The 17,722-nt window shown below is 68.9% G+C and carries 17 protein-coding genes, 1 pseudogene and 1 riboswitch; of the genes and pseudogenes, 6 read left to right on the forward strand and 12 right to left on the reverse strand.

Annotated elements, in window-relative coordinates:
* Window position 1: 1 nt before the first annotated feature.
* The gene (locus ACIQVL_RS02065; protein WP_009309707.1) at window positions 2-241 is read right to left on the reverse strand and encodes a hypothetical protein; all 240 of its coding nucleotides are present in this window, start codon (window positions 239-241) and stop codon (window positions 2-4) included.
* Between the two features lie 153 nt (window positions 242-394).
* Between ACIQVL_RS02065 and ACIQVL_RS02070 the strand changes: the two genes are divergently transcribed.
* Together ACIQVL_RS02070 and ACIQVL_RS02075 are read left to right on the forward strand one after the other, a co-directional pair.
* Window positions 395-1,138 (forward strand): rhomboid family intramembrane serine protease, encoded by a 744-nt coding sequence (locus tag ACIQVL_RS02070; RefSeq protein ID WP_403431442.1) that lies wholly within the window; start codon window positions 395-397, stop codon window positions 1,136-1,138.
* Window positions 1,135-1,416 (forward strand): Lrp/AsnC family transcriptional regulator, encoded by a 282-nt coding sequence (locus ACIQVL_RS02075; protein ID WP_024882613.1) that lies wholly within the window; start codon window positions 1,135-1,137, stop codon window positions 1,414-1,416. Before ACIQVL_RS02070 ends, ACIQVL_RS02075 begins: the two co-directional genes overlap by 4 nt.
* Window positions 1,417-1,579: 163 nt before the next feature.
* Here the strand turns inward: ACIQVL_RS02075 and ACIQVL_RS02080 are convergent, their stop codons facing one another.
* The 6 genes from ACIQVL_RS02080 to ACIQVL_RS02105 form a co-directional block, all read right to left on the reverse strand.
* A complete protein-coding gene (locus ACIQVL_RS02080; RefSeq protein ID WP_403431233.1) occupies window positions 1,580-2,941 on the reverse strand; it encodes an aminotransferase class V-fold PLP-dependent enzyme in 1,362 nt (453 codons plus the stop codon).
* A gap of 165 nt (window positions 2,942-3,106) precedes the next feature.
* A riboswitch (SAM riboswitch) is annotated at window positions 3,107-3,223 on the reverse strand.
* Window positions 3,224-3,476: 253 nt separating this feature from the next.
* Window positions 3,477-4,541 carry an anthranilate phosphoribosyltransferase gene (gene trpD / locus ACIQVL_RS02085; protein WP_403431231.1) on the reverse strand — a complete coding sequence of 355 codons (1,065 nt, stop codon included), beginning with the start codon at window positions 4,539-4,541 and terminating at the stop codon, window positions 3,477-3,479.
* Between the two features lie 130 nt (window positions 4,542-4,671).
* Window positions 4,672-6,312 (reverse strand): cytochrome bc complex cytochrome b subunit, encoded by a 1,641-nt coding sequence (locus ACIQVL_RS02090; RefSeq protein ID WP_403431228.1) that lies wholly within the window; start codon window positions 6,310-6,312, stop codon window positions 4,672-4,674.
* Entirely contained in the window at window positions 6,309-7,370 is a 1,062-nt protein-coding gene (locus ACIQVL_RS02095) for a Rieske 2Fe-2S domain-containing protein (RefSeq protein ID WP_403431226.1), read from the reverse strand. Before ACIQVL_RS02095 ends, ACIQVL_RS02090 begins: the two co-directional genes overlap by 4 nt.
* Window positions 7,367-8,179, reverse strand: a complete 813-nt coding sequence (locus ACIQVL_RS02100; protein ID WP_403431223.1) for a c-type cytochrome — start codon at window positions 8,177-8,179, stop codon at window positions 7,367-7,369. Before ACIQVL_RS02100 ends, ACIQVL_RS02095 begins: the two co-directional genes overlap by 4 nt.
* A gap of 77 nt (window positions 8,180-8,256) precedes the next feature.
* On the reverse strand, window positions 8,257-8,877 hold the full coding sequence (locus ACIQVL_RS02105; RefSeq protein WP_189260663.1) for a heme-copper oxidase subunit III: 621 nt from the start codon (window positions 8,875-8,877) through the stop codon (window positions 8,257-8,259).
* A gap of 178 nt (window positions 8,878-9,055) precedes the next feature.
* On the opposite strand from ACIQVL_RS02105, the gene ACIQVL_RS02110 reads away from it, so the two are divergent.
* A complete protein-coding gene (locus tag ACIQVL_RS02110; protein WP_403431220.1) occupies window positions 9,056-9,457 on the forward strand; it encodes a hypothetical protein in 402 nt (133 codons plus the stop codon).
* Window positions 9,458-9,579: 122 nt separating this feature from the next.
* Here the strand turns inward: ACIQVL_RS02110 and ACIQVL_RS02115 are convergent, their stop codons facing one another.
* From ACIQVL_RS02115 to coxB, 4 genes are all read right to left on the reverse strand, one after another.
* Window positions 9,580-10,842 carry an Ig-like domain-containing protein gene (locus tag ACIQVL_RS02115; protein ID WP_403474026.1) on the reverse strand — a complete coding sequence of 421 codons (1,263 nt, stop codon included), beginning with the start codon at window positions 10,840-10,842 and terminating at the stop codon, window positions 9,580-9,582.
* Between the two features lie 146 nt (window positions 10,843-10,988).
* Complete coding sequence (locus ACIQVL_RS02120; RefSeq protein WP_093503960.1) at window positions 10,989-11,387, reverse strand: cytochrome c oxidase subunit 4; 399 nt, start codon at window positions 11,385-11,387, stop codon at window positions 10,989-10,991.
* Window positions 11,384-13,117, reverse strand: coding sequence for a cytochrome c oxidase subunit I (gene ctaD / locus ACIQVL_RS02125; RefSeq protein WP_393808015.1), 1,734 nt, complete (start codon window positions 13,115-13,117; stop codon window positions 11,384-11,386). Before ctaD ends, ACIQVL_RS02120 begins: the two co-directional genes overlap by 4 nt.
* Window positions 13,114-14,076 carry a cytochrome c oxidase subunit II gene (gene coxB / locus ACIQVL_RS02130; RefSeq protein ID WP_403431215.1) on the reverse strand — a complete coding sequence of 321 codons (963 nt, stop codon included), beginning with the start codon at window positions 14,074-14,076 and terminating at the stop codon, window positions 13,114-13,116. The genes ctaD and coxB overlap by 4 nt, the downstream gene beginning before the upstream one ends.
* 325 nt (window positions 14,077-14,401) lie before the next feature.
* Between coxB and ACIQVL_RS02135 the strand changes: the two genes are divergently transcribed.
* Window positions 14,402-15,778, forward strand: coding sequence for a cysteine desulfurase/sulfurtransferase TusA family protein (locus tag ACIQVL_RS02135; protein ID WP_403474027.1), 1,377 nt, complete (start codon window positions 14,402-14,404; stop codon window positions 15,776-15,778).
* Window positions 15,779-15,839: 61 nt separating this feature from the next.
* On the opposite strand, the gene ACIQVL_RS02140 is transcribed toward ACIQVL_RS02135, so the two are convergent.
* Window positions 15,840-16,814, reverse strand: a complete 975-nt coding sequence (locus tag ACIQVL_RS02140) for a carbohydrate kinase family protein (protein WP_403431211.1) — start codon at window positions 16,812-16,814, stop codon at window positions 15,840-15,842.
* A gap of 184 nt (window positions 16,815-16,998) precedes the next feature.
* On the opposite strand from ACIQVL_RS02140, the gene ACIQVL_RS02145 reads away from it, so the two are divergent.
* Window positions 16,999-17,208, forward strand: coding sequence for a hypothetical protein (locus tag ACIQVL_RS02145; RefSeq protein WP_393793776.1), 210 nt, complete (start codon window positions 16,999-17,001; stop codon window positions 17,206-17,208).
* Window positions 17,209-17,320: 112 nt separating this feature from the next.
* Window positions 17,321-17,722: pseudogene (locus tag ACIQVL_RS02150) on the forward strand (hypothetical protein); the annotation flags it as partial.

A 17,722-nucleotide genomic window follows, 5' to 3' on the forward strand; every position in this document is an offset into this window, starting at 1 on the left:
CTCAGGAGTCGGCGCCCGGCCTGTCCACGAGTTCCACCTGGTCCACCGCGTTGCACCAACGGCAGCGCACCGACTCGATGGTCTCACTGACCACCTCGCGCTCCTCGACCTTCGGCTCACCGGCCAGGTCGAGGTGGACGTACTCGACCACCTTCGACGAGCGGGTCACGTCGAAGCGCGTGAGGTTGCCGCAGAGGGTGCAGCGCCACCGCGTCGTGGCGGTCGGCAGGGGAACCGTCATCGTGGCTCGTTCGCTTCCTTCTAGTGTCCGTGACGCGCCGTCCCGACGCGTGTGGCTCGTAACCCTACGGCCTGGCGGGTACTCGACGCCGCCCTGTCCGCGGCGGCGAGGCGATCTGCACCACTGCGTCCGGTTACGCCATGCTCTATGTCCATGATCGGCAACTGGAACACGACGGCGGCCCGGACCCTGCGGAGTCTGCGCGGCACGTCCGCGCCCATGACGTACACCCTGATCGCCGTGTGCTGCCTGATCTTCGTGCTCGGCCCCGCCTCCGGCTTCAACCCGTCCTACGGCACCGGTGAGGCCCTCGCGGCCGCCCAGCGGGCGTATTTCCGGCACTGGGGGGTGGTGCCCGCGGACCTGTTCGACGGTCCGGTCCGGGAGGCGCTCACCCCGGCCACGGCGCTGTTCATCCACGGCAGCTGGGTGCACCTGCTCGGTAACATGCTCTTCCTCTTCGTCTTCGGGGCGATGACCGAGGAACGGATGGGCCGCGTGGAGTTCACTCTCTTCTACATCGGCTGCGGCTATCTCGCGCTGCTCGGCTACGCGGTCGCCAACGCCACGTCCCCGCAGTCGCTGGTGGGCGCGTCCGGGGCGATCTCGGCCGTCCTCGGGGCGTTCCTGTACCTGTTCCCCAGCGCCCGCGTGACCAGTCTCCTGCCCTTCCTCTTCTTCCTCCCGCTCCGCTTCCCGGCCTGGGTGGTCCTCCCCTTCTGGGCGGCCCTCCAGTGGCTGGCACTGAACCAGGCCCCCTCCGGCCCCGGCGTGGCCTACCTCGCCCACCTGGTCGGCTTCGGACTCGGGTTCGGTTACGCGTGGGTGCGGTACGGCCGTACCACTAAAGTGAAGGTCGCCCCAGCTCCGGCACCCGAGGGAGAGAACCAGCCGTGATCACCGCGATCGTCCTCATCAAGACCAGCGTGGACCGGATCCCCGAGATCGCGGAACAGATCGCCGCGCTGGACAGCGTCAGCGAGGTCTTCTCCGTCACCGGTACGTACGACCTGATCGCCATGGTCCGGGTGCGCGAGCACGAGGACCTGGCCGAGGTGATCCCGGGCCGCATCAGCAAGATCCAGGGCGTGGAGGGCACGGACACGCACGTCGCGTTCCGCACGTACTCCCAGCACGACCTGGAGGCGGCGTTCGCGATCGGCCTGGACAGCTAGTAGGCGCCGCCGGCTGCAGCGTGCCCTTCTTTTCTTTTGGGGGCGCGGGGAACTGCGCGATCAGCCACGACGCACCCGCAGAGACGACACTGCGGACCGGTGGGGGCTTGCCGCGCAGTTCCCCGCGCCCCTGACGGGGCGCTGCCCCTGAGGTCGGCCTGGATCACACCGCCGGGACGCAGCGGCCCTCTTCCGTGCGGTACGTCCACTTGGCGCCGTGGGCAACCAGTTCCTTCACGGCGTTCACGAAGCGCTCCACGTGCTCGTCCGGCGTCCCCGCCCCGAAGCTCACGCGGATCGCGTTGAGGGACTTCTCGCCCGGTGCCGCCTCCGGCGCCCCGCACTCGCCCTGGGTCTGCGGGTCGGTGCCCAGCAGGGTCCTGACCAGCGGGTGGGCGCAGAAGAGGCCGTCGCGGACGCCGATGCCGTACTCGGCGGAGAGGGCCGCGGCGAAGTGGGAGCTGTTCCAGCCGTCCACCACGAAGCTGAGCACGCCGACGCGGGGGGCGTCGTCGCCGAAGAGCGAGAGGACCCGGACCTCGGGGACCCCGGCCAGCCCCGCCCGCACCTTCTCGATCAGGTACTGCTCGCGGGCGACCAGCGTGCCGAAGCCCGCCTCGGTGAGTGCCTTGCAGGCGGCGGCGATGGAGTAGGCGCCGATCACGTTGGGCGAGCCCGCCTCGTGCCGCGCCGCGCTCTCGTGCCACTCCACGGCCACTCCCCCGTCCTCGCGCCGGGTGACCTTGCGGCTGGCGCCGCCGCCCGCGAGGTAGGGCTCGGCGGCCTGGAGCCAGTCGGCGCGGCCGGCGAGGACGCCGGAGCCGAAGGGGGCGTACAGCTTGTGGCCGGAGAAGGCGACCCAGTCGACGTCCAGGTCCTGGACGGAGACGGGGTGGTGCGGGGCCAGCTGGGCGGCGTCCAGGACGATCCGGGCGCCGTGGGCGTGCGCGGCGGCCGCGAGCTCCCGTACGGGCCACAGTTCGCCGGTGACGTTGGACGCGCCGGTGACGCAGACCAGGGCCGGGCCGTGGGGATCGCGGTCGGCGAGGGCGCGTTCCAGGGTCTCGACGGCCTGGCGCGGGGTGCGGGGCGCGTCGAGGTAGGTGACGCGGGCGTCCTGCCAGGGCAGCAGGGAGGCGTGGTGCTCGGTCTCGAAGACGAAGACCTGACAGCCGGCGGGCAGGGCACGGGCCAGGAGGTTCAGGGAGTCCGTGGTGGAGCGGGTGAAGACCAGCTGGTCGTCGGGGCGGCAGTCCAGGAACTCGGCGACGGCCCGGCGGGCGTTCTCGAAGAGGTCCGTGGAGAGCTGGGAGAGGTAGCCGGCGCCTCGGTGGACGCTGCCGTAGTAGGGCGCGTACGCCGCGACGTCGTCCCAGACCCGCTGCAGGGCGGGGGCGCTGGCCGCGTAGTCGAGGGCGGCATAGGCGACCTCGCCGCCGGTGACGAGCGGGACGGTGACATCGCGGCCCAGAACGGGCAGGGGGGCACAGACGGACTGGGCGGCGACAGCGGTGGAGACGGACATGGCGGAACTCCTGTGAGAGGCAAGGGGAATCACCGCGCGAACCGGTACGGCTCAAGCACGGGGAAGGGTGAAAGGGGTGTGCGGAGGCGGGGCTCGGCGCCCTATCGCATTCGCTTGCTCACAGAAGGCTCCCTCGACGACCAGGACCCCTGGTGTTTCGTGAGGGGTCCGCGCTTGCCGTAGACCTCGCTGCCTACGGCCTGGTCTTCACCCGGGGCACCCCGCCACGGACGGAGGGTTGCCGGACAGTCGGCCGGGGCCTCATGACTGTCACTCATGACCTGCAAAAAACCTAGGTGAAGTGATCGCCGACGCGCAACCCGTGTCCGGATGACGGGACGGGAGCCTGGCCGGCTGGGCACCGTCGGCAACACCGTGTCGGGTTGCGTGCCGTTGCGGCGGGATGAGACCCAGGCCGGTCGCCGACTTCACCAGCATCGGCGCCGGTCTTCCTCTTTCCGCCGCAACGGCGATCAACCACGACGGCGGGGCCCGGCGGGGCCTGACCGCGCCTCCGCACCGTCGGCCGTGCCCCTTACTTGTTCGTCGCGGCTGCCCAGCGCTCAAGCACCCGCTTGGCCGCACCCGAGTCGATCGACTCCGCCGCCCTGTCCATGCCGGCCCGGAGCTGCTCGGCCAGTGCCCCGGCGCCCGGGTCGAGGGCCACCAGGGCCGCCGCCGAGTTCAGCAGCACCGCGTCCCGCACCGGGCCCTGCTCGCCGTCCAGCAGCCTGCGGGCGACCTCCGCGTTGTACGACGGGTCGCCGCCCCGCAGCGCCTCCACGGGGACCAGGCCGATGCCGACGTCACGGGGGTCGAAGGTCTCCTCCGTGACCTTGCCGTCGCGGACGATCCAGACGCGGGACGTGGCGGTCGTCGTCAGTTCGTCGAGGCCGTCGTCGCCGCGGAAGACGAGGGAGGAGTGACCGCGTTCGGCGAAGACGCCGGCGACGACGGGGGCCATGCGGGGGTCGGCGACGCCGACGGCCTGGGCACGGACCCGTGCCGGGTTGGTGAGCGGGCCGAGGATGTTGAAGACCGTGCGGATGCCCAGCTGGCCGCGCGCGGCGCCCGCGTACCGCAGCGCCGGGTGGAACTTGACGGCGAAGCAGAAGGTGATGCCTGCCTCCTCGGCGACCTCGGCGACCCGCTGCGGGGTCAGGTCGAGGTTGACGCCGAGCTTCTCCAGGACGTCGGAGGCCCCGGACGCGGAGGAGGCCGCGCGGTTGCCGTGCTTGACGACCTTCGCCCCGGTGCCTGCCACCACGAGCGCCGACATCGTGGAGATGTTCACCGTCTTCGCGCCGTCGCCGCCGGTGCCTACGATGTCGACGGTGCGGCCCGGCACCTCGATGACGTTGGCGTGCTCGTACATCGTGCGGACGAGCCCGTTGATCTCCTCGACGGTCTCGCCCTTGGCCCGCAGGGCGACGACGAAGCCCGCGATCTGGGCGTCGGTGGCCTGGCCGCGCATGATCTGGTCCATCGCCCAGGCCGTCGCGTCGGAGCTCTGGTCCTGGCCGTACAGCAGCGCGTTCAGTACCTCGGGCCAGGAACGGCCCGCCGCGGTGTCGCCTCCAGCGGGGGTCACAGCGCTCATACGGCCGCTCCTGATCGTCGTACGGGACATAACCGGTCTCGGGCCTACCCTATCCAGCTCCGGGCACCGCGAAGGGCCCCGTCCGGTGTACGGACGGGGCCCTTCGGCTGTGGCGTGGCGACGCGGTCGATCAGTGGTGGCCGTGGCCGCTCGTGATCTCCTTGTACTCCTCGACAGTCGGCTTCGGGATCTGGTTGTCCTCGCCGTAGTAGGCGCTGCTCAGCTTGGCACGGAGCTTCTCGGAGCCCTTGACCTTGCGCTCGACACCGTTCTCGTCGACCGCCGGGCCGACCTGGGCCGGCTCGTACTGGTGGTGCGCCGTGAGGGTGTGCAGCTGCTCCTGCGAGAGCGGCTCGTGGACCTCGATGAACTCACCGTGCGGCAGCCGCTTGATGATGCCGGTCTCGCGGCCGTGCAGCACCTTGTCGCGGTCGCGGCGCTGCAGACCCATGCAGATCCGCTTGGTGGCGATGAACGCGATCACCGGTCCGGCGAAGAAGAAGATCCGGACGAACCAGGTCACGTCGTTGATCGACAGGTGGAAGTGGGTGGCGATGAGGTCGTTGCCACCACCGATCAGGCCCACCATGTACACCGTCACCCAGGCGACACCGAACCCGGTACGGGTCGGAGCGTTGCGCGGGCGGTCCAGGATGTGGTGCTCGCTCTTGTCACCGGTGACCCAGGACTCGATGAACGGGTAGAGCGCGATCGCGCCCAGGACCAGACCGAACAGGACCAGCGGGATGAAGACGCCCAGGACCAGGGTGTGGCCCCAGAAGTTGATCTCCCAGCCGGGCATGTAGCGGATCAGGCCCTCGGCGAAGCCCATGTACCAGTCGGGCTGGGCGCCGGTGGACACCTGGTCCGGACGGTAGGGGCCCATGGCCCAGATCGGGTTGATCTGGGTGGTCGCCGCGATGGCCGCGATGACACCGAAGACCAGGAAGAAGAAGCCTCCGGCCTTGGCCATGTAGACCGGCAGCAGCGGCATGCCGACGACGTTCTTCTCGGTCTTTCCGGGACCCGCGAACTGCGTGTGCTTGTGGTAGAAGACCAGGATCAGGTGGCCCACCACCAGGCCCAGCATGATGCCCGGCAGCAGCAGGATGTGGATCGAGTAGAACCGCCCCACGAAGTCGTGGCCGGGGAACTCGCCGCCGAAGAGGAAGTACGAGATGTACGTGCCGACGATCGGCATCGACAGGATGGCGCCCTCGGTGAAGCGGACACCGGTGCCGGAGAGCAGGTCGTCCGGGAGCGAGTAACCGGTGAAACCGGTGAACATGCCCAGGACGAACAGCAGGAAGCCGAACAGCCAGTTGATCTCACGCGGCTTGCGGAACGCGCCGGTGAAGAACACGCGCATCATGTGCACGAACATGCCGGCGAGGAAGATCAGCGCGGCCCAGTGGTGGATCTGCCTGATGAGCAGGCCACCGCGCACGTCGAAGGAGATGTGCAGGGTCGAGCTGAACGCCTCGGACATCATCTGTCCCTGGAGCGGGACGTAGCTGCCGTGGTACACCACCTCGTTCATCGACGGGTGGAAGAACAGCGTCAGGTACACACCCGTCAGGATGATGATGATGAAGCTGTACAAGCACACTTCGCCCAACATGAACGACCAGTGGTCGGGGAAGATCTTGCGCATGTTGGACTTGGCCAGGGAGTAGATCCCGAGCCGTCCGTCGGCCCAGTCGGCGACACGCTCGCCGGCCGGTGCCTTCCCGCGCTCGGCGCGGGACTCGGAGTTCTCGTTAGTGCTCATCCGCGCTCCCAGAAGGCAGGACCGACGGGCTCGTCGAAGTCGCCGAGCGCCTGGAGGTAGCCCTCCTCGCTCACGCCGATGCGCAGCTGCGGCAGGGCGTGACCGGCCGGGCCGAAGATCACTCGGGCTCCGTCGGAGAGGTCGAAGGTGGACTGGTGGCACGGGCAGAGCACGTGGTGGGTCTGCTGCTCGTACAGCGAGATCGGGCAGCCCACGTGGGTGCAGATCTTCGAGAAGGCGACGATGCCCTCGTGCGACCACTCCAGCTCGCGCTTGTCCTTGATGTTGTCCGGCTGCAGCCGGATGATCATCAGGGCCGCCTTCGCCATCACGTTCTGGAAGTCCTCCTGGGACTCCTCGACGCCCTCGGGCTTGGCGAAGGTCAGCGAGCCGACGGCGACGTCGGAGGGACGCAGCGGCTCGTTGGTGTTCATGTTGACGAGCAGCTTGCCCTTCGACCACGCCGTGTGGCGCAGCGAGGTGCCCGGCAGCGGACCGAGGTCGCGCAGCAGCACGACGCCGGAGAGCGGGACCAGGGTCAGCGCGCCGAACATCGTGGTGCGGATCAGCTTGCGCCGGCCGATCGCCGACTCCTTCGCGCCCTGCTTGAAGTCGGCCAGGACCTTGGCCTTGACCTCCGGCTCGGCCGCGATGGCGTGCCGCTCGTCGGCGACCTCCACGTCGGACATCAGGGTGCGGGCCCAGTGGACCGCGCCCGCGCCGATGCAGAACAGCGCCGCGCCGAGGGTCAGGCCCAGGGCGAAGTTCAGCGCGCTGATGTGACCGATCGGGAAGACGAAGATCGACTTGTCTTTGGGGATCGTCACATAGGAGGCGATGAAGCCGACCGTGGCCAGCATCGACACCGTGAACAGCATGGCCACGACGCGCTCGGACCGGTTGGCGGCCCGCTCGTCGATGTCCTGGATCCGGTGCTCGTGGGGCGGCAGCCCCGGGTCCGAGAAGGGGTCCTTCTCGTCCGCGACGCTCACCGCGCCGTGCGCGTGGTGGTCCTGCTCAGCGGGCAGGTTCTCTTCTGGAATGTCTTGGCTACTCATGACTTCTTGGCCTTTGCGGTCCGAGCGGCGACCCAGACGGCGACCGCGATCAGTGCACCGAGACCGAAGATCCACGCGAACAGACCCTCGCTGACCGGCCCGAGGCCGCCCAGGTTGAGACCGCCGGGGTTCTCCGTGTTGCTGCTGTTGACCGCGTTCAGGTACGCGATGATGTCCTTCTTGTTCTTCTGCGTCAGCGTCGTGTCGGGGAAGGACGGCATGTTCTGCGGGCCCGTCTGCATGGCCTCGTACATGTGCTTCGGGTCGACGCCCTGCAGGTCCGGTGCGAACTTGCCCTTGGTCAGCGCGCCACCCGAGCCCACGAAGTTGTGGCACTGCGCGCAGTTGGTGCGGAAGAGCTCGCCACCCTTGGCGATGTCGGCACCGTCCGGGCCGTACTGCTCCGAGGTCGGGACCTCGGGACCGGCGCCCAGCGAGGCGATGTACGCCGCGAGCTGGTCGATCTGGGCCTGGGTGTAGATGTTCTTCTTCTTGACGACCTGCGGGCCCTGCGAGGTGGCGGCCGGCATCCGGCCGGTGCCGACCTGGAAGTCGACGGCCGCGGCGCCCACGCCCACCAGGCTGGGGCCGTCGGACGAACCCTGACCGCCGGTGCCGTGGCAGCTGGCGCAACCGACCGAGTAGAGCTTCTTGCCCTCCTCGATGGTCAGGGACTGGGATGTTTCATCGGCCTGCGCCTTGCCCGCGGGTGCGAACGCGGCGTACAGCCCCCCTGTGCATGCCAGCGCGAGGAGTAGGACGACGACCGCCGCCAGCGGATGGCGTCGTCGTGCGGAGAGCTTTTTCACGGATTACCCCGGTGTCAGGATCTTCTGCGTCGATGCTTCTGGAAAGTGCGCTTCTGCGGCGCGTGGTGCCGGCCCGGCTACTTGATCAGGTAGATCGTGGCGAAGAGGCCGATCCAGACGACGTCGACGAAGTGCCAGTAGTAGGACACGACGATGGCCGCGGTCGCCTGCTCGTGCGTGAACCTCTTCGCCGCGTAGGTGCGCCCCAGGACGAACAGGAAGGCGATGAGGCCGCCCGTCACGTGCATGCCGTGGAAGCCGGTGGTCAGGTAGAACACCGAACCGTACGGGTCGGAGGAGAGCGAGATGCCGTCCTCCTTGACCAGGTTCGTGTACTCGTAGATCTGACCGCCGATGAAGATCGCACCCATGATGAAGGTGACGATGAACCAGCCCCGGAGCTTCTTCACGTCCCCGCGCTCGGCGGCGAACACGCCGAGCTGGCAGGTGAGGGAGGAGAGCACCAGGATCGTGGTGTTGGTCGCCGAGAAGGGGATGTCGAGATGACTCGCCATCTCCTTCCAGTGAGCCTCGCCGGTCACCGATCGCAGGGTGAAGTACATCGCGAAGAGGGCCGCGAAGAACATCAGCTCGGAACTCAGCCAGATGATGGTTCCGACGCTGGTGAGGTTCGGCCTGTTGACCGACGGGTGCGCGTGCCCGGTTTCTACTGTCGTTGCTGTCGCCACGACCGACATTATGTCGGTCGCTTATCTCGCGCTCACTCCGGGGGGTGCCGTTCGGAGTGTCCGCCCCCTGTGTAGTGCCCGGATGGCCCATCGAAGCGGTGTTCCAACAGGTGTTGACGAGGTGTTCAGGGGAGTAGCATCCGGCGCATCGGTCCTGTCCGTACGACGCTGACGTCTCGGAGGAACAATGCAGCCGACCGCCACGGTGCTGGTCTACAGCGACGACTCCAACACCCGCGAGCAGGTGCGGCTCGCCGCCGGCCGGCGGCCGGCTCCCGATGTGCCGTTCGTCGAGTTCGTGGAGTGCGCGACACCCGCGGCGGTCCTCGCCGAGCTGGACAAGGGCGGGATCGACGTGTGCGTGCTCGACGGCGAGGCCGTGCCGATGGGGGGCATGGGGATGTGCCGGCAGATCAAGGACGAGGTGTTCAACTGCCCGCCGGTGCTGCTGCTGATCGGGCGGCCGCAGGATGCGTGGCTCGCCACCTGGAGCCGGGCGGACGCGGCTGTGACGCTGCCTGTGGAGCCGGTGGAGTTCGCCTCGGCTCTGGCGTCCCTGTTGCGGCAGAAGAGGCTGCAGAGCGCCTAGTGGGGTGGGGCGCGGGCTGAGTGCGCGCGTGCGGGCCGTGTGTGGATGGTCGCGCCCGCGCGGCGGCGGCCGCATATCGGATACGGCCCCGCGCCCCTGGGTCGGCTGTCCTTGGGGGCGTTTCAAAGGGCGGCCGGCTGCACTCTCGCCGCGTTCTGGGGCTTCTGGCCGTCCTGGGTGGCGTCGGTGAGGGCGCTGCCCTTGCGCCAGTTCTGCCAGGTGAGGTTCCAGTCGCCGAAGCCGTTGCCGAAGTTCTCCATCGTCTTGCCGTTGGAGTTGACGACCTTCACCAGGTCACCCGGGTGAACGGTGTCGAAGAACCACTCGGCGTTCGAGGTGCTCATGCCGGTGCAGCCGTGGCTGACGTTCGCATAGCCCTGGGAGCCCACCGACCAGGGCGCGGCGTGCACGTACTCGCCCGACCAGGTGACCCGGGTGGCGTAGTAGACCGGCAGGTCGTACGAGTCCGAGGTGCCCTCGGCGATGCCGACCGTGGTGCCGCGCATGCGTACGAAGTACTGCTTCTCCAGGACGACCTTGACGCCGTTGCGGGTGTCGAAGCCCGGTTTGCCGGTGGTGACGGGGATCTGGTTGATCGCCTTGTCGTCCTTGTAGACCGTCATCTGGTGGGCGGCGGCGTCCGTGACGGCGAGGAGTTTGTCGCCGATGGTGAGCTTGAGCGGCTGGGCCGGGCCGCCCCACAGGCGGTCGCTGATCCTGATGCCGTCCAGGTTGCTGTGCACCTGGACGGTGGCGTGGGCGGGCCAGTAGTCCTTGGGCCGGTAGTGGAGCTCCTTGTCGCTCACCCAGTACCAGGAGCCCTCCACGGCCGGGACCGAGTCGACCCTGAGGGCGCGCTCGACGATGGCGCGCTGGGTCTTGTCCTTGATCCCGTGGTCGAGTTGGGCGGTGACCGGCTGGCCCACGCCGTACTCGCCGGCCTTGGGGCCGAAGGTGACCTTCAGCCGCTGCCGGGTGGCGGGCGTGTTGGTGTCGAAGGTGAGGGTCTTGCGGCCGGGCGCGCCGTTCTCGTCCTCGGTGCTCACCTGGACCGTGTAGTGGGCGTTGGCGGCCAGCGGGGAGGTGCTGTGCCAGCGGCGGCCGTCGGCGTCGAGTTCGCCCGCCACGAAGCGGCCGGTGGCGTCCTGGGCCGTGACGTCCGTGATGCGGTCCTCGTCGCTCTTGGCGACGACCTCCAGGGGCTTGTCGGGGTCGGCCCGCTTCCCCGTCCCGGTGGGCGTGTTGAAGGAGATCTGGTCCGCCGCGTCGTACGGCTTGTCCGCGAGGGGGTTGCCGTCCGAACCGCAGGCGGTGACGCCCGCTCCGAGGGCGATCACCAGCAGGGTGCAGCTGACGACGGTACGGGCGCACGGAGAGTGACTCATACTGTCACGCTATGAGATGTTTTCCGGACCGGCGCGGCAGTTGGCCCGGACGGGTGAGGGGTGCTGCGCCGAAGTCGCGAACGGGCCGGAAACGGCGGGAAGCCCGGACTCTCCTGACGGAGGGTCCGGGCTCCCGCTGCGCGTGCTTACTGGGTGCGGTTCTCACCGCGGTAGTACTCGAACACCCAGCCGAAGAGGCCGATCATGATGATGGGTGCCGAGAAGTACAGCAGCCACCAGCCGACGGCAACACCGAGGAAGGCCAGCGCGCCGCCGACGCCGAGGGCGAGCGGCTGCCAGCTGTGCGGGCTGAAGAAGCCGATCTCGCCGGCCTCGTCCGCGACGTCGGCCTCCTTGTTGTCCTGGGCGCCCGCGTCGACGCGCGAGGCGGTGAAGCCCAGGTAGAAGCCGATCATGATGCACAGGCCGAAGGCCAGGAAGAGCGCCGTGGTACCGGCCGGTTCCTTCGACCAGACGCCATAGACGATCGCGATGACGAGGACGAAGACACTCAGCCACACGAACATGCGGCCCTGGATCTTCACTTGCCGGCCTCCTTGCTGCCCGCGACAGCGGCGACGGCCTGGCCGTGCTCCAGCTGCTCCAGGGCGGCGATCTCAGGGTGGTGCAGGTCGAAGGCCGGCGATTCGCTGCGGATCCGCGGCAGGGTGACGAAGTTGTGCCGCGGCGGCGGGCAGGAGGTCGCCCACTCCAGCGAACGGCCGTAGCCCCACGGGTCGTCGACCTCGACCTTCTTGCCGTACTTCGCCGTCTTCCAGACGTTGTAGAGGAACGGCAGGATCGACAGGCCGAGCAGGAAGGAGCTGATCGACGAGATCGTGTTCAGGGTGGTGAAGCCGTCGGCCGCCAGGTAGTCGGCGTACCGGCGCGGCATGCCCTCGGCGCCCAGCCAGTGCTGGACCAGGAAGGTGCCGTGGAAGCCGATGAACAGCGTCCAGAAGGTGATCTTGCCGAGCCGCTCGTCCAGCATCTTGCCCGTCATCTTCGGCCACCAGAAGTGGAAGCCGGAGAACATCGCGAAGACGACCGTGCCGAAGACCACGTAGTGGAAGTGGGCGACGACGAAGTACGAGTCGGAGACGTGGAAGTCCATCGGCGGCGAGGCCAGGATGACACCGGTCAGACCACCGAAGGTGAAGGTGATCAGGAAGCCGGTGGCCCACAGCATCGGTGTCTCGAAGGACAGCGATCCCTTCCACATGGTGCCGATCCAGTTGAAGAACTTCACACCGGTCGGTACCGCGATCAGGAAGGTCATGAAGGAGAAGAACGGCAGCAGCACACCGCCGGTGACGTACATGTGGTGCGCCCACACGGTCACGGACAGACCGGCGATCGAGATGGTCGCGGCCACCAGACCCATGTAGCCGAACATCGGCTTGCGGGAGAAGACCGGGATGACCTCGGAGATGATGCCGAAGAACGGCAGGGCGATGATGTACACCTCTGGGTGTCCGAAGAACCAGAAGAGGTGCTGCCAGAGCAGCGCTCCGCCGTTCGCCGCATCGAAGACATGTGCCCCGAATTTCCGATCCGCCTCCAGCGCGAAGAGCGCGGCGGCGAGGACCGGGAAGGCGAGCAGGACCAGGACGGCGGTCAGCAGCACGTTCCACACGAAGATCGGCATGCGGAACATCGTCATGCCCGGTGCGCGCATGCAGATGATCGTGGTGATGAAGTTGACCGCGCCGAGGATGGTGCCGAAGCCGGAGAAGGCCAGACCCATGATCCACATGTCGGCGCCGATGCCCGGCGAGCGGACCGCGTCCGACAGCGGCGAGTAGGCGAACCAGCCGAAGTCCGCGGCGCCCTGCGGGGTGAGGAAGCCGCCGACCGCGATGGTCGAGCCGAACAGGTAGAGCCAGTAGGCGAACATGTTCAGCCGCGGGAACGCGACGTCGGGGGCGCCGATCTGGAGCGGCATGATCCAGTTCGTGAAGCCGGCGAACAGCGGCGTCGCGAACATCAGCAGCATGATCGTGCCGTGCATCGTGAACGCCTGGTTGAACTGCTCGTTCGACATGATCTGCAGACCGGGGCGGGCGAGCTCGGCGCGCATCAGCAGCGCCATCACACCGCCGATCAGGAAGAACGCGAACGACGTGACCAGATACAGCGTTCCGATGGTCTTGTGGTCGGTGGTGGTGAGCCACTTGATGACCACGTTGCCGGGCTGCTTGCGCCTGACCGGCAGCTCATCTGCGTAAGAGCCCTCAGCTGCCGCGGCACCCTGGGGTTCGTTGAGGATGCTCACAGGTTGTTCGTCTCCCGGTTCTTCTCGTGGCTCGTCTGCGCGATGCCGGCGGGAATGTAACCGGTCTGCCCCTTCTTGGCGAGGTCCTTGAGGTGCTGCTGGTAGCGCTCGGGCGAGACGACCTTCACGTTGAACAGCATCCGGGAGTGGTCGACGCCGCAGAGCTCGGCACACTTGCCGAGGAAGGTGCCCTCCTGGTTGGGAGTCACCTGGAACGCGTTGGTGTGGCCCGGGACGACGTCCATCTTCATCAGGAACGGCACCACCCAGAAGGAGTGGATGACGTCACGCGAGGTGAGGACGAAGCGGACGGTCTCACCCTTGGGGAGCCAGAGCGTCGGACCGGGGTTGCCGGTCTGCGGGTTCTTCGTGCCCGGCGTACCGACGTCGTACACACCGCCGGCGTTGGCCGGGAACGCGTTCTTGAACCGGTCCGGAATGGCGGCCAGGTTCGCGTCGGTCTTCGCGTCGCCGGGGACACCGTCGACAGGCGTGATGTAGTTGAAGCCCCAGCTCCACTGGAAGCCGACGACGTTGACCGTGACGTCCGGCTTCTTGTCGGAGAGGCTGAGGAGCTTCGTCTCGTCCCGCGCGGTGAAGTAGAACAGCACCGAGACGATGATGAGCGGCACCACCGTGTACAGCGCCTCGATCGGCATGTTGTACCGGGTCTGGGCCGGGACCTCGATCTTGGTGCGGCTGCGCCGGTGGAAGATGGCGCTCCAGATGATCAGACCCCACACCAGCACGCCGACGGCGAGCGCGGCGGCCCAGGAGCCCTGCCACAGGGAGAGGATCCGCGGAGCCTCTTCCGTGGTCGGGGTGGGCATACCAAGGCGGGGGAAGTCCTTGTATGTGCATCCGGTAGCGGATGCCAGGACCAGGCCCGCGGTCATTGCCTGCAGCAGCTTCCGCCGCATCGGGCGCCGCGGCGAGCGGTCGGAGCCGTTGGGACTCACGTAGCGCCTTCCCGAGAGTCTCGCCCGCGCGGTCGGCTGCGGCCTTCTCGCTGGTCGGTCGCCGCCCTGCGTCGGGCAGGGGTTTGGATGTTTATGCGGACCAAACCCTAGCCGACGCGATTCGGGGGTTCGCGGGGAGGGGGGCATACGCGCCGCCTGTCACTCCGTAGGGGTGGGAATGGGCGCCCAATAGCTCGGGTTGGTGGGGTTTCGTGCGCGGGTGCGGGTGCGTGGGGGCTGGTCGCGCCCCGCGGCGGAGCCGCATACGGGCACAGCCCCGCGCCCCTTGCGTCGGCTGTCCTGGGGAACGTTCTAACGTTGCCCTGTGTCCTACTTTGACGCTGCGTCTGCTGCTCCCCTCCACCCTGTGGCCCGTCAGGCTCTGTTGGCCGCCCTGGACGACGGGTGGGCCGACCCTTCCCGTCTCTACCGGGAGGGGCGGAAGGCGCGGATGCTGCTGGACGCCGCGCGGGAGGCGGCCGCCGAGGCCGTCGGGTGCCGACCGGACGAGCTGACCTTCACCCCCTCGGGCACCCGGGCCGTACACGCGGGCATCGCGGGTGCGTTGGCCGGTCGTCGCCGCGTCGGACGTCACCTGATCGTGTCAGCCGTCGAACACTCCTCGGTGCTCCATTCGGCCGAGGTGTTCGAGACCGAGGGGGGTGCGGTCACCCAGGTACCGGTGGGGCGCACGGGAGCCGTGGACGTGGGGTCCTACGAGGCCGCTCTCCGCCCCGACACCGCGCTCGCCTGCCTGCAGTCGGCCAACCACGAGGTGGGCACCGTGCAGCCGGTGGCGGAGGTGGCCGAGGTGTGCCGGGCGGCCGGGGTGCCGTTGCTGGTGGACGCGGCGCAGTCGCTGGGGTGGGGGCGGGTCGAGGGCGGCTGGTCGCTGCTGACGGCGAGTGCGCACAAATGGGGCGGGCCGAGCGGGGTCGGGCTGCTGGTCGTCCGCAAGGGGGTGCGGTTCGCCGTCCAAGGAGCCTCCGACGAGCGGGAGTCGGGGCGGGCGCCCGGCTTCGAGAACCTGCCGGCGATCGTCGCGGCGGCGGCCTCGCTCCGGGCCGTACGGGCGGAGGCCGAGCGGGAGGCCGTACGGCTGCGGGAGCTGACGGCACGGATCCGGGCGCGGGTACCGGAGTTGGTGCCGGACGTGGAGGTGGTGGGGGATCCGGAGCGACGGCTGCCGGGGGTCGTCACCTTCTCCTGTCTCTATGTCGACGGAGAGACACTGCTGCACGAGCTGGACCGGGAGGGCTTTTCGGTCTCGTCCGGCTCGTCGTGCACGAGCAGCACGCTGACGCCGAGCCACGTGCTCAGGGCGATGGGTGTGCTGAGCGAGGGGAACGTACGGGTGTCGCTGCCGGCGGGGGCGGCCGAGGGGGACGTGGAGCGGTTCCTGGAGGTGCTGCCGGGGGTGGTGGCGGGGGTGCGGGAGAAGCTCGGGGCGCCGGTGGCGGTGGCGGCCGTGCAGGACGACGTGCTCGTCGTGGACGCCCTGGGCAAGCGGTGTCCGATCCCCGTCATCGAACTCGCGAAGGTCATCGGCACCGTGCCGGTGGGCGGCACGGTCCGGGTCCTGTCGGATGACGAGGCGGCCCGGCTGGACATCCCGGCTTGGTGCGAGATGCGGGGCCAGGAGTATGTGGGTGAGGAGAAGGCAGAACGAGGAACGGCTTACTTGGTACGCCGGCTCAGCTGAACGCCCCTGAAAGGGGTGCGGGGAACTGTGCGACCAGCCCCCACGCACCCGCAGCCAGAACTCAGACCAGGTAGCCCCGGACTTCCTCCGCGGCCTCGTCCCCGTACGCCTTCGTGAACCGCTCCATGAAGTGCCCCCGGCGCAACTGGTACTCCTGCGTCCCCACCGTCTCGATGACGAGAGTGGCCAGCATGCAGCCCACCTGGGCCGCCCGCTCCAGCGAGACCCCCCACGCCAGCCCCGACAGGAACCCGGCGCGGAACGCGTCGCCGACGCCCGTCGGGTCGGCCTTGCGCTCCTCGTCGGGGCAGCCGACCTCGATCGGGTCCTCGCCCACCCGCTCGATACGGACGCCGCGCGCACCCAGCGTCGTGACCCGGTGGCCGACCCTCGCGAGGATCTCCTCGTCGCTCCAGCCGGTCTTCGTCTCGATGAGCCCCTTCTCGTACTCGTTGGAGAAGAGGTACGTCGCGCCCTCCAGCAGTATCCGGATCTCGTCGCCGTTCATCCGGGCGATCTGCTGGGAGAAGTCGGCGGCGAAGGGGATGGACCTGGCCCGGCACTCCTCCGTGTGGCGGAGCATGCCCTCCGGGTCGTCCGCGCCGATCAGGACCAGGTCGAGGCCGCCGACCCGGTCACCCACCGTCTTGAGCTCGATCAGGCGGGCCTCGCTCATCGCGCCCGTGTAGAAGGAGCCGATCTGGTTGTGGTCGGCGTCGGTCGTGCACACGAAACGCGCGGTGTGCAGGGTCTCGGAGATGCGGACGGAGTCCGTGTCGACGCCGTGCCGGTCGAGCCAGGCCCGGTACTCGTCGAAGTCGAAGCCCGCCGCGCCGACCAGGATCGGCCGGGTGCCGAGCTGTCCCATGCCGAACGCGATGTTCGCGCCGACACCGCCGCGCCGCACGTCCAGGTTGTCGACCAGGAAGGACAGCGAGACCGTGTGCAACTGGTCCGCGACCAGCTGGTCGGCGAAGCGGCCGGGGAACGTCATGAGGTGGTCGGTGGCGATGGAGCCGGTGACTGCGATGCGCACGGCTGGGACTCTCCTGAGGAAAAAGAAGGGGGCGCGACAGCGCTCGTTGGAAGGGTGGTGGCGGGCGACGGGCGGGCGTTATTGACAGTTAACGCTACCGGGTCCGGGTGGGCGCCCTGAAGGTGCCAAAACTACCCGATAGTAGATCTTTCTTCGCGGGCCACGGCGTGCTTACCGTTCCGTCATGACGAACCTCAAGGTCCACGCCCCCGCTCCGGCCGACCTCGACGGCGACCTCGCGTCGCTGCGCGGGGACTGCGCCCGGATGGCTCCGCACTGGGTGGTTCCCGATCACAGCGATGCCCGCCCGGTGCCGCCGTCACTCATCCACGGGGTGACCGTGCCGAAGAAGTCCGCCAGACTCCTGGACGCGATGTCCGACTACGGCGACTGAGCGGCCGGGTTCCGCCCGGCGCGTTTCCAGGGAACCGCGCGCTCCCCTCCCGCGTCCCATCGCCGTCCCCCGTGAAGGGGAGGCGGGATACGACACGGCAAGGAGCGATGCGGTGAAGAGCGAGCGACCCGAGAACGAGGACGACGCGGCCGCGGGCGGCACCGGGGAGCCCCCCGAGGCCCGGCAGACCACGGAGTCGCCGAAGGCTGCCGAGGCCGAGGTGGCCGCCGATGCCCACGCAGATGCCGACGCCGATGCCGGTTCCCACTCCGACGCCGGCGCCGATGCCGGTTCCCACTCCGACGCCGATGCCGATGCCGACGCGCAGGACACCGCGGAGTCCGCCGAGGACGTCGGGGGCGCCGCAGCAGAGGTGCCGGAGCCTGAGGCGGTCCCCGAGGCGGACGTGGTCCCGGCCCCCGAGGCGGACGTGGTCCCGGCCCCCGAGGCGGACGTGGTCCCGGCCCCCGAGGCGGACGTGGTCCCGGCCCCCGAGGCGGACGTGGTCCCGGAC

Source organism: Streptomyces sp. NPDC090499, from assembly GCF_044769305.1.
Lineage (GTDB): Bacteria > Actinomycetota > Actinomycetes > Streptomycetales > Streptomycetaceae > Streptomyces.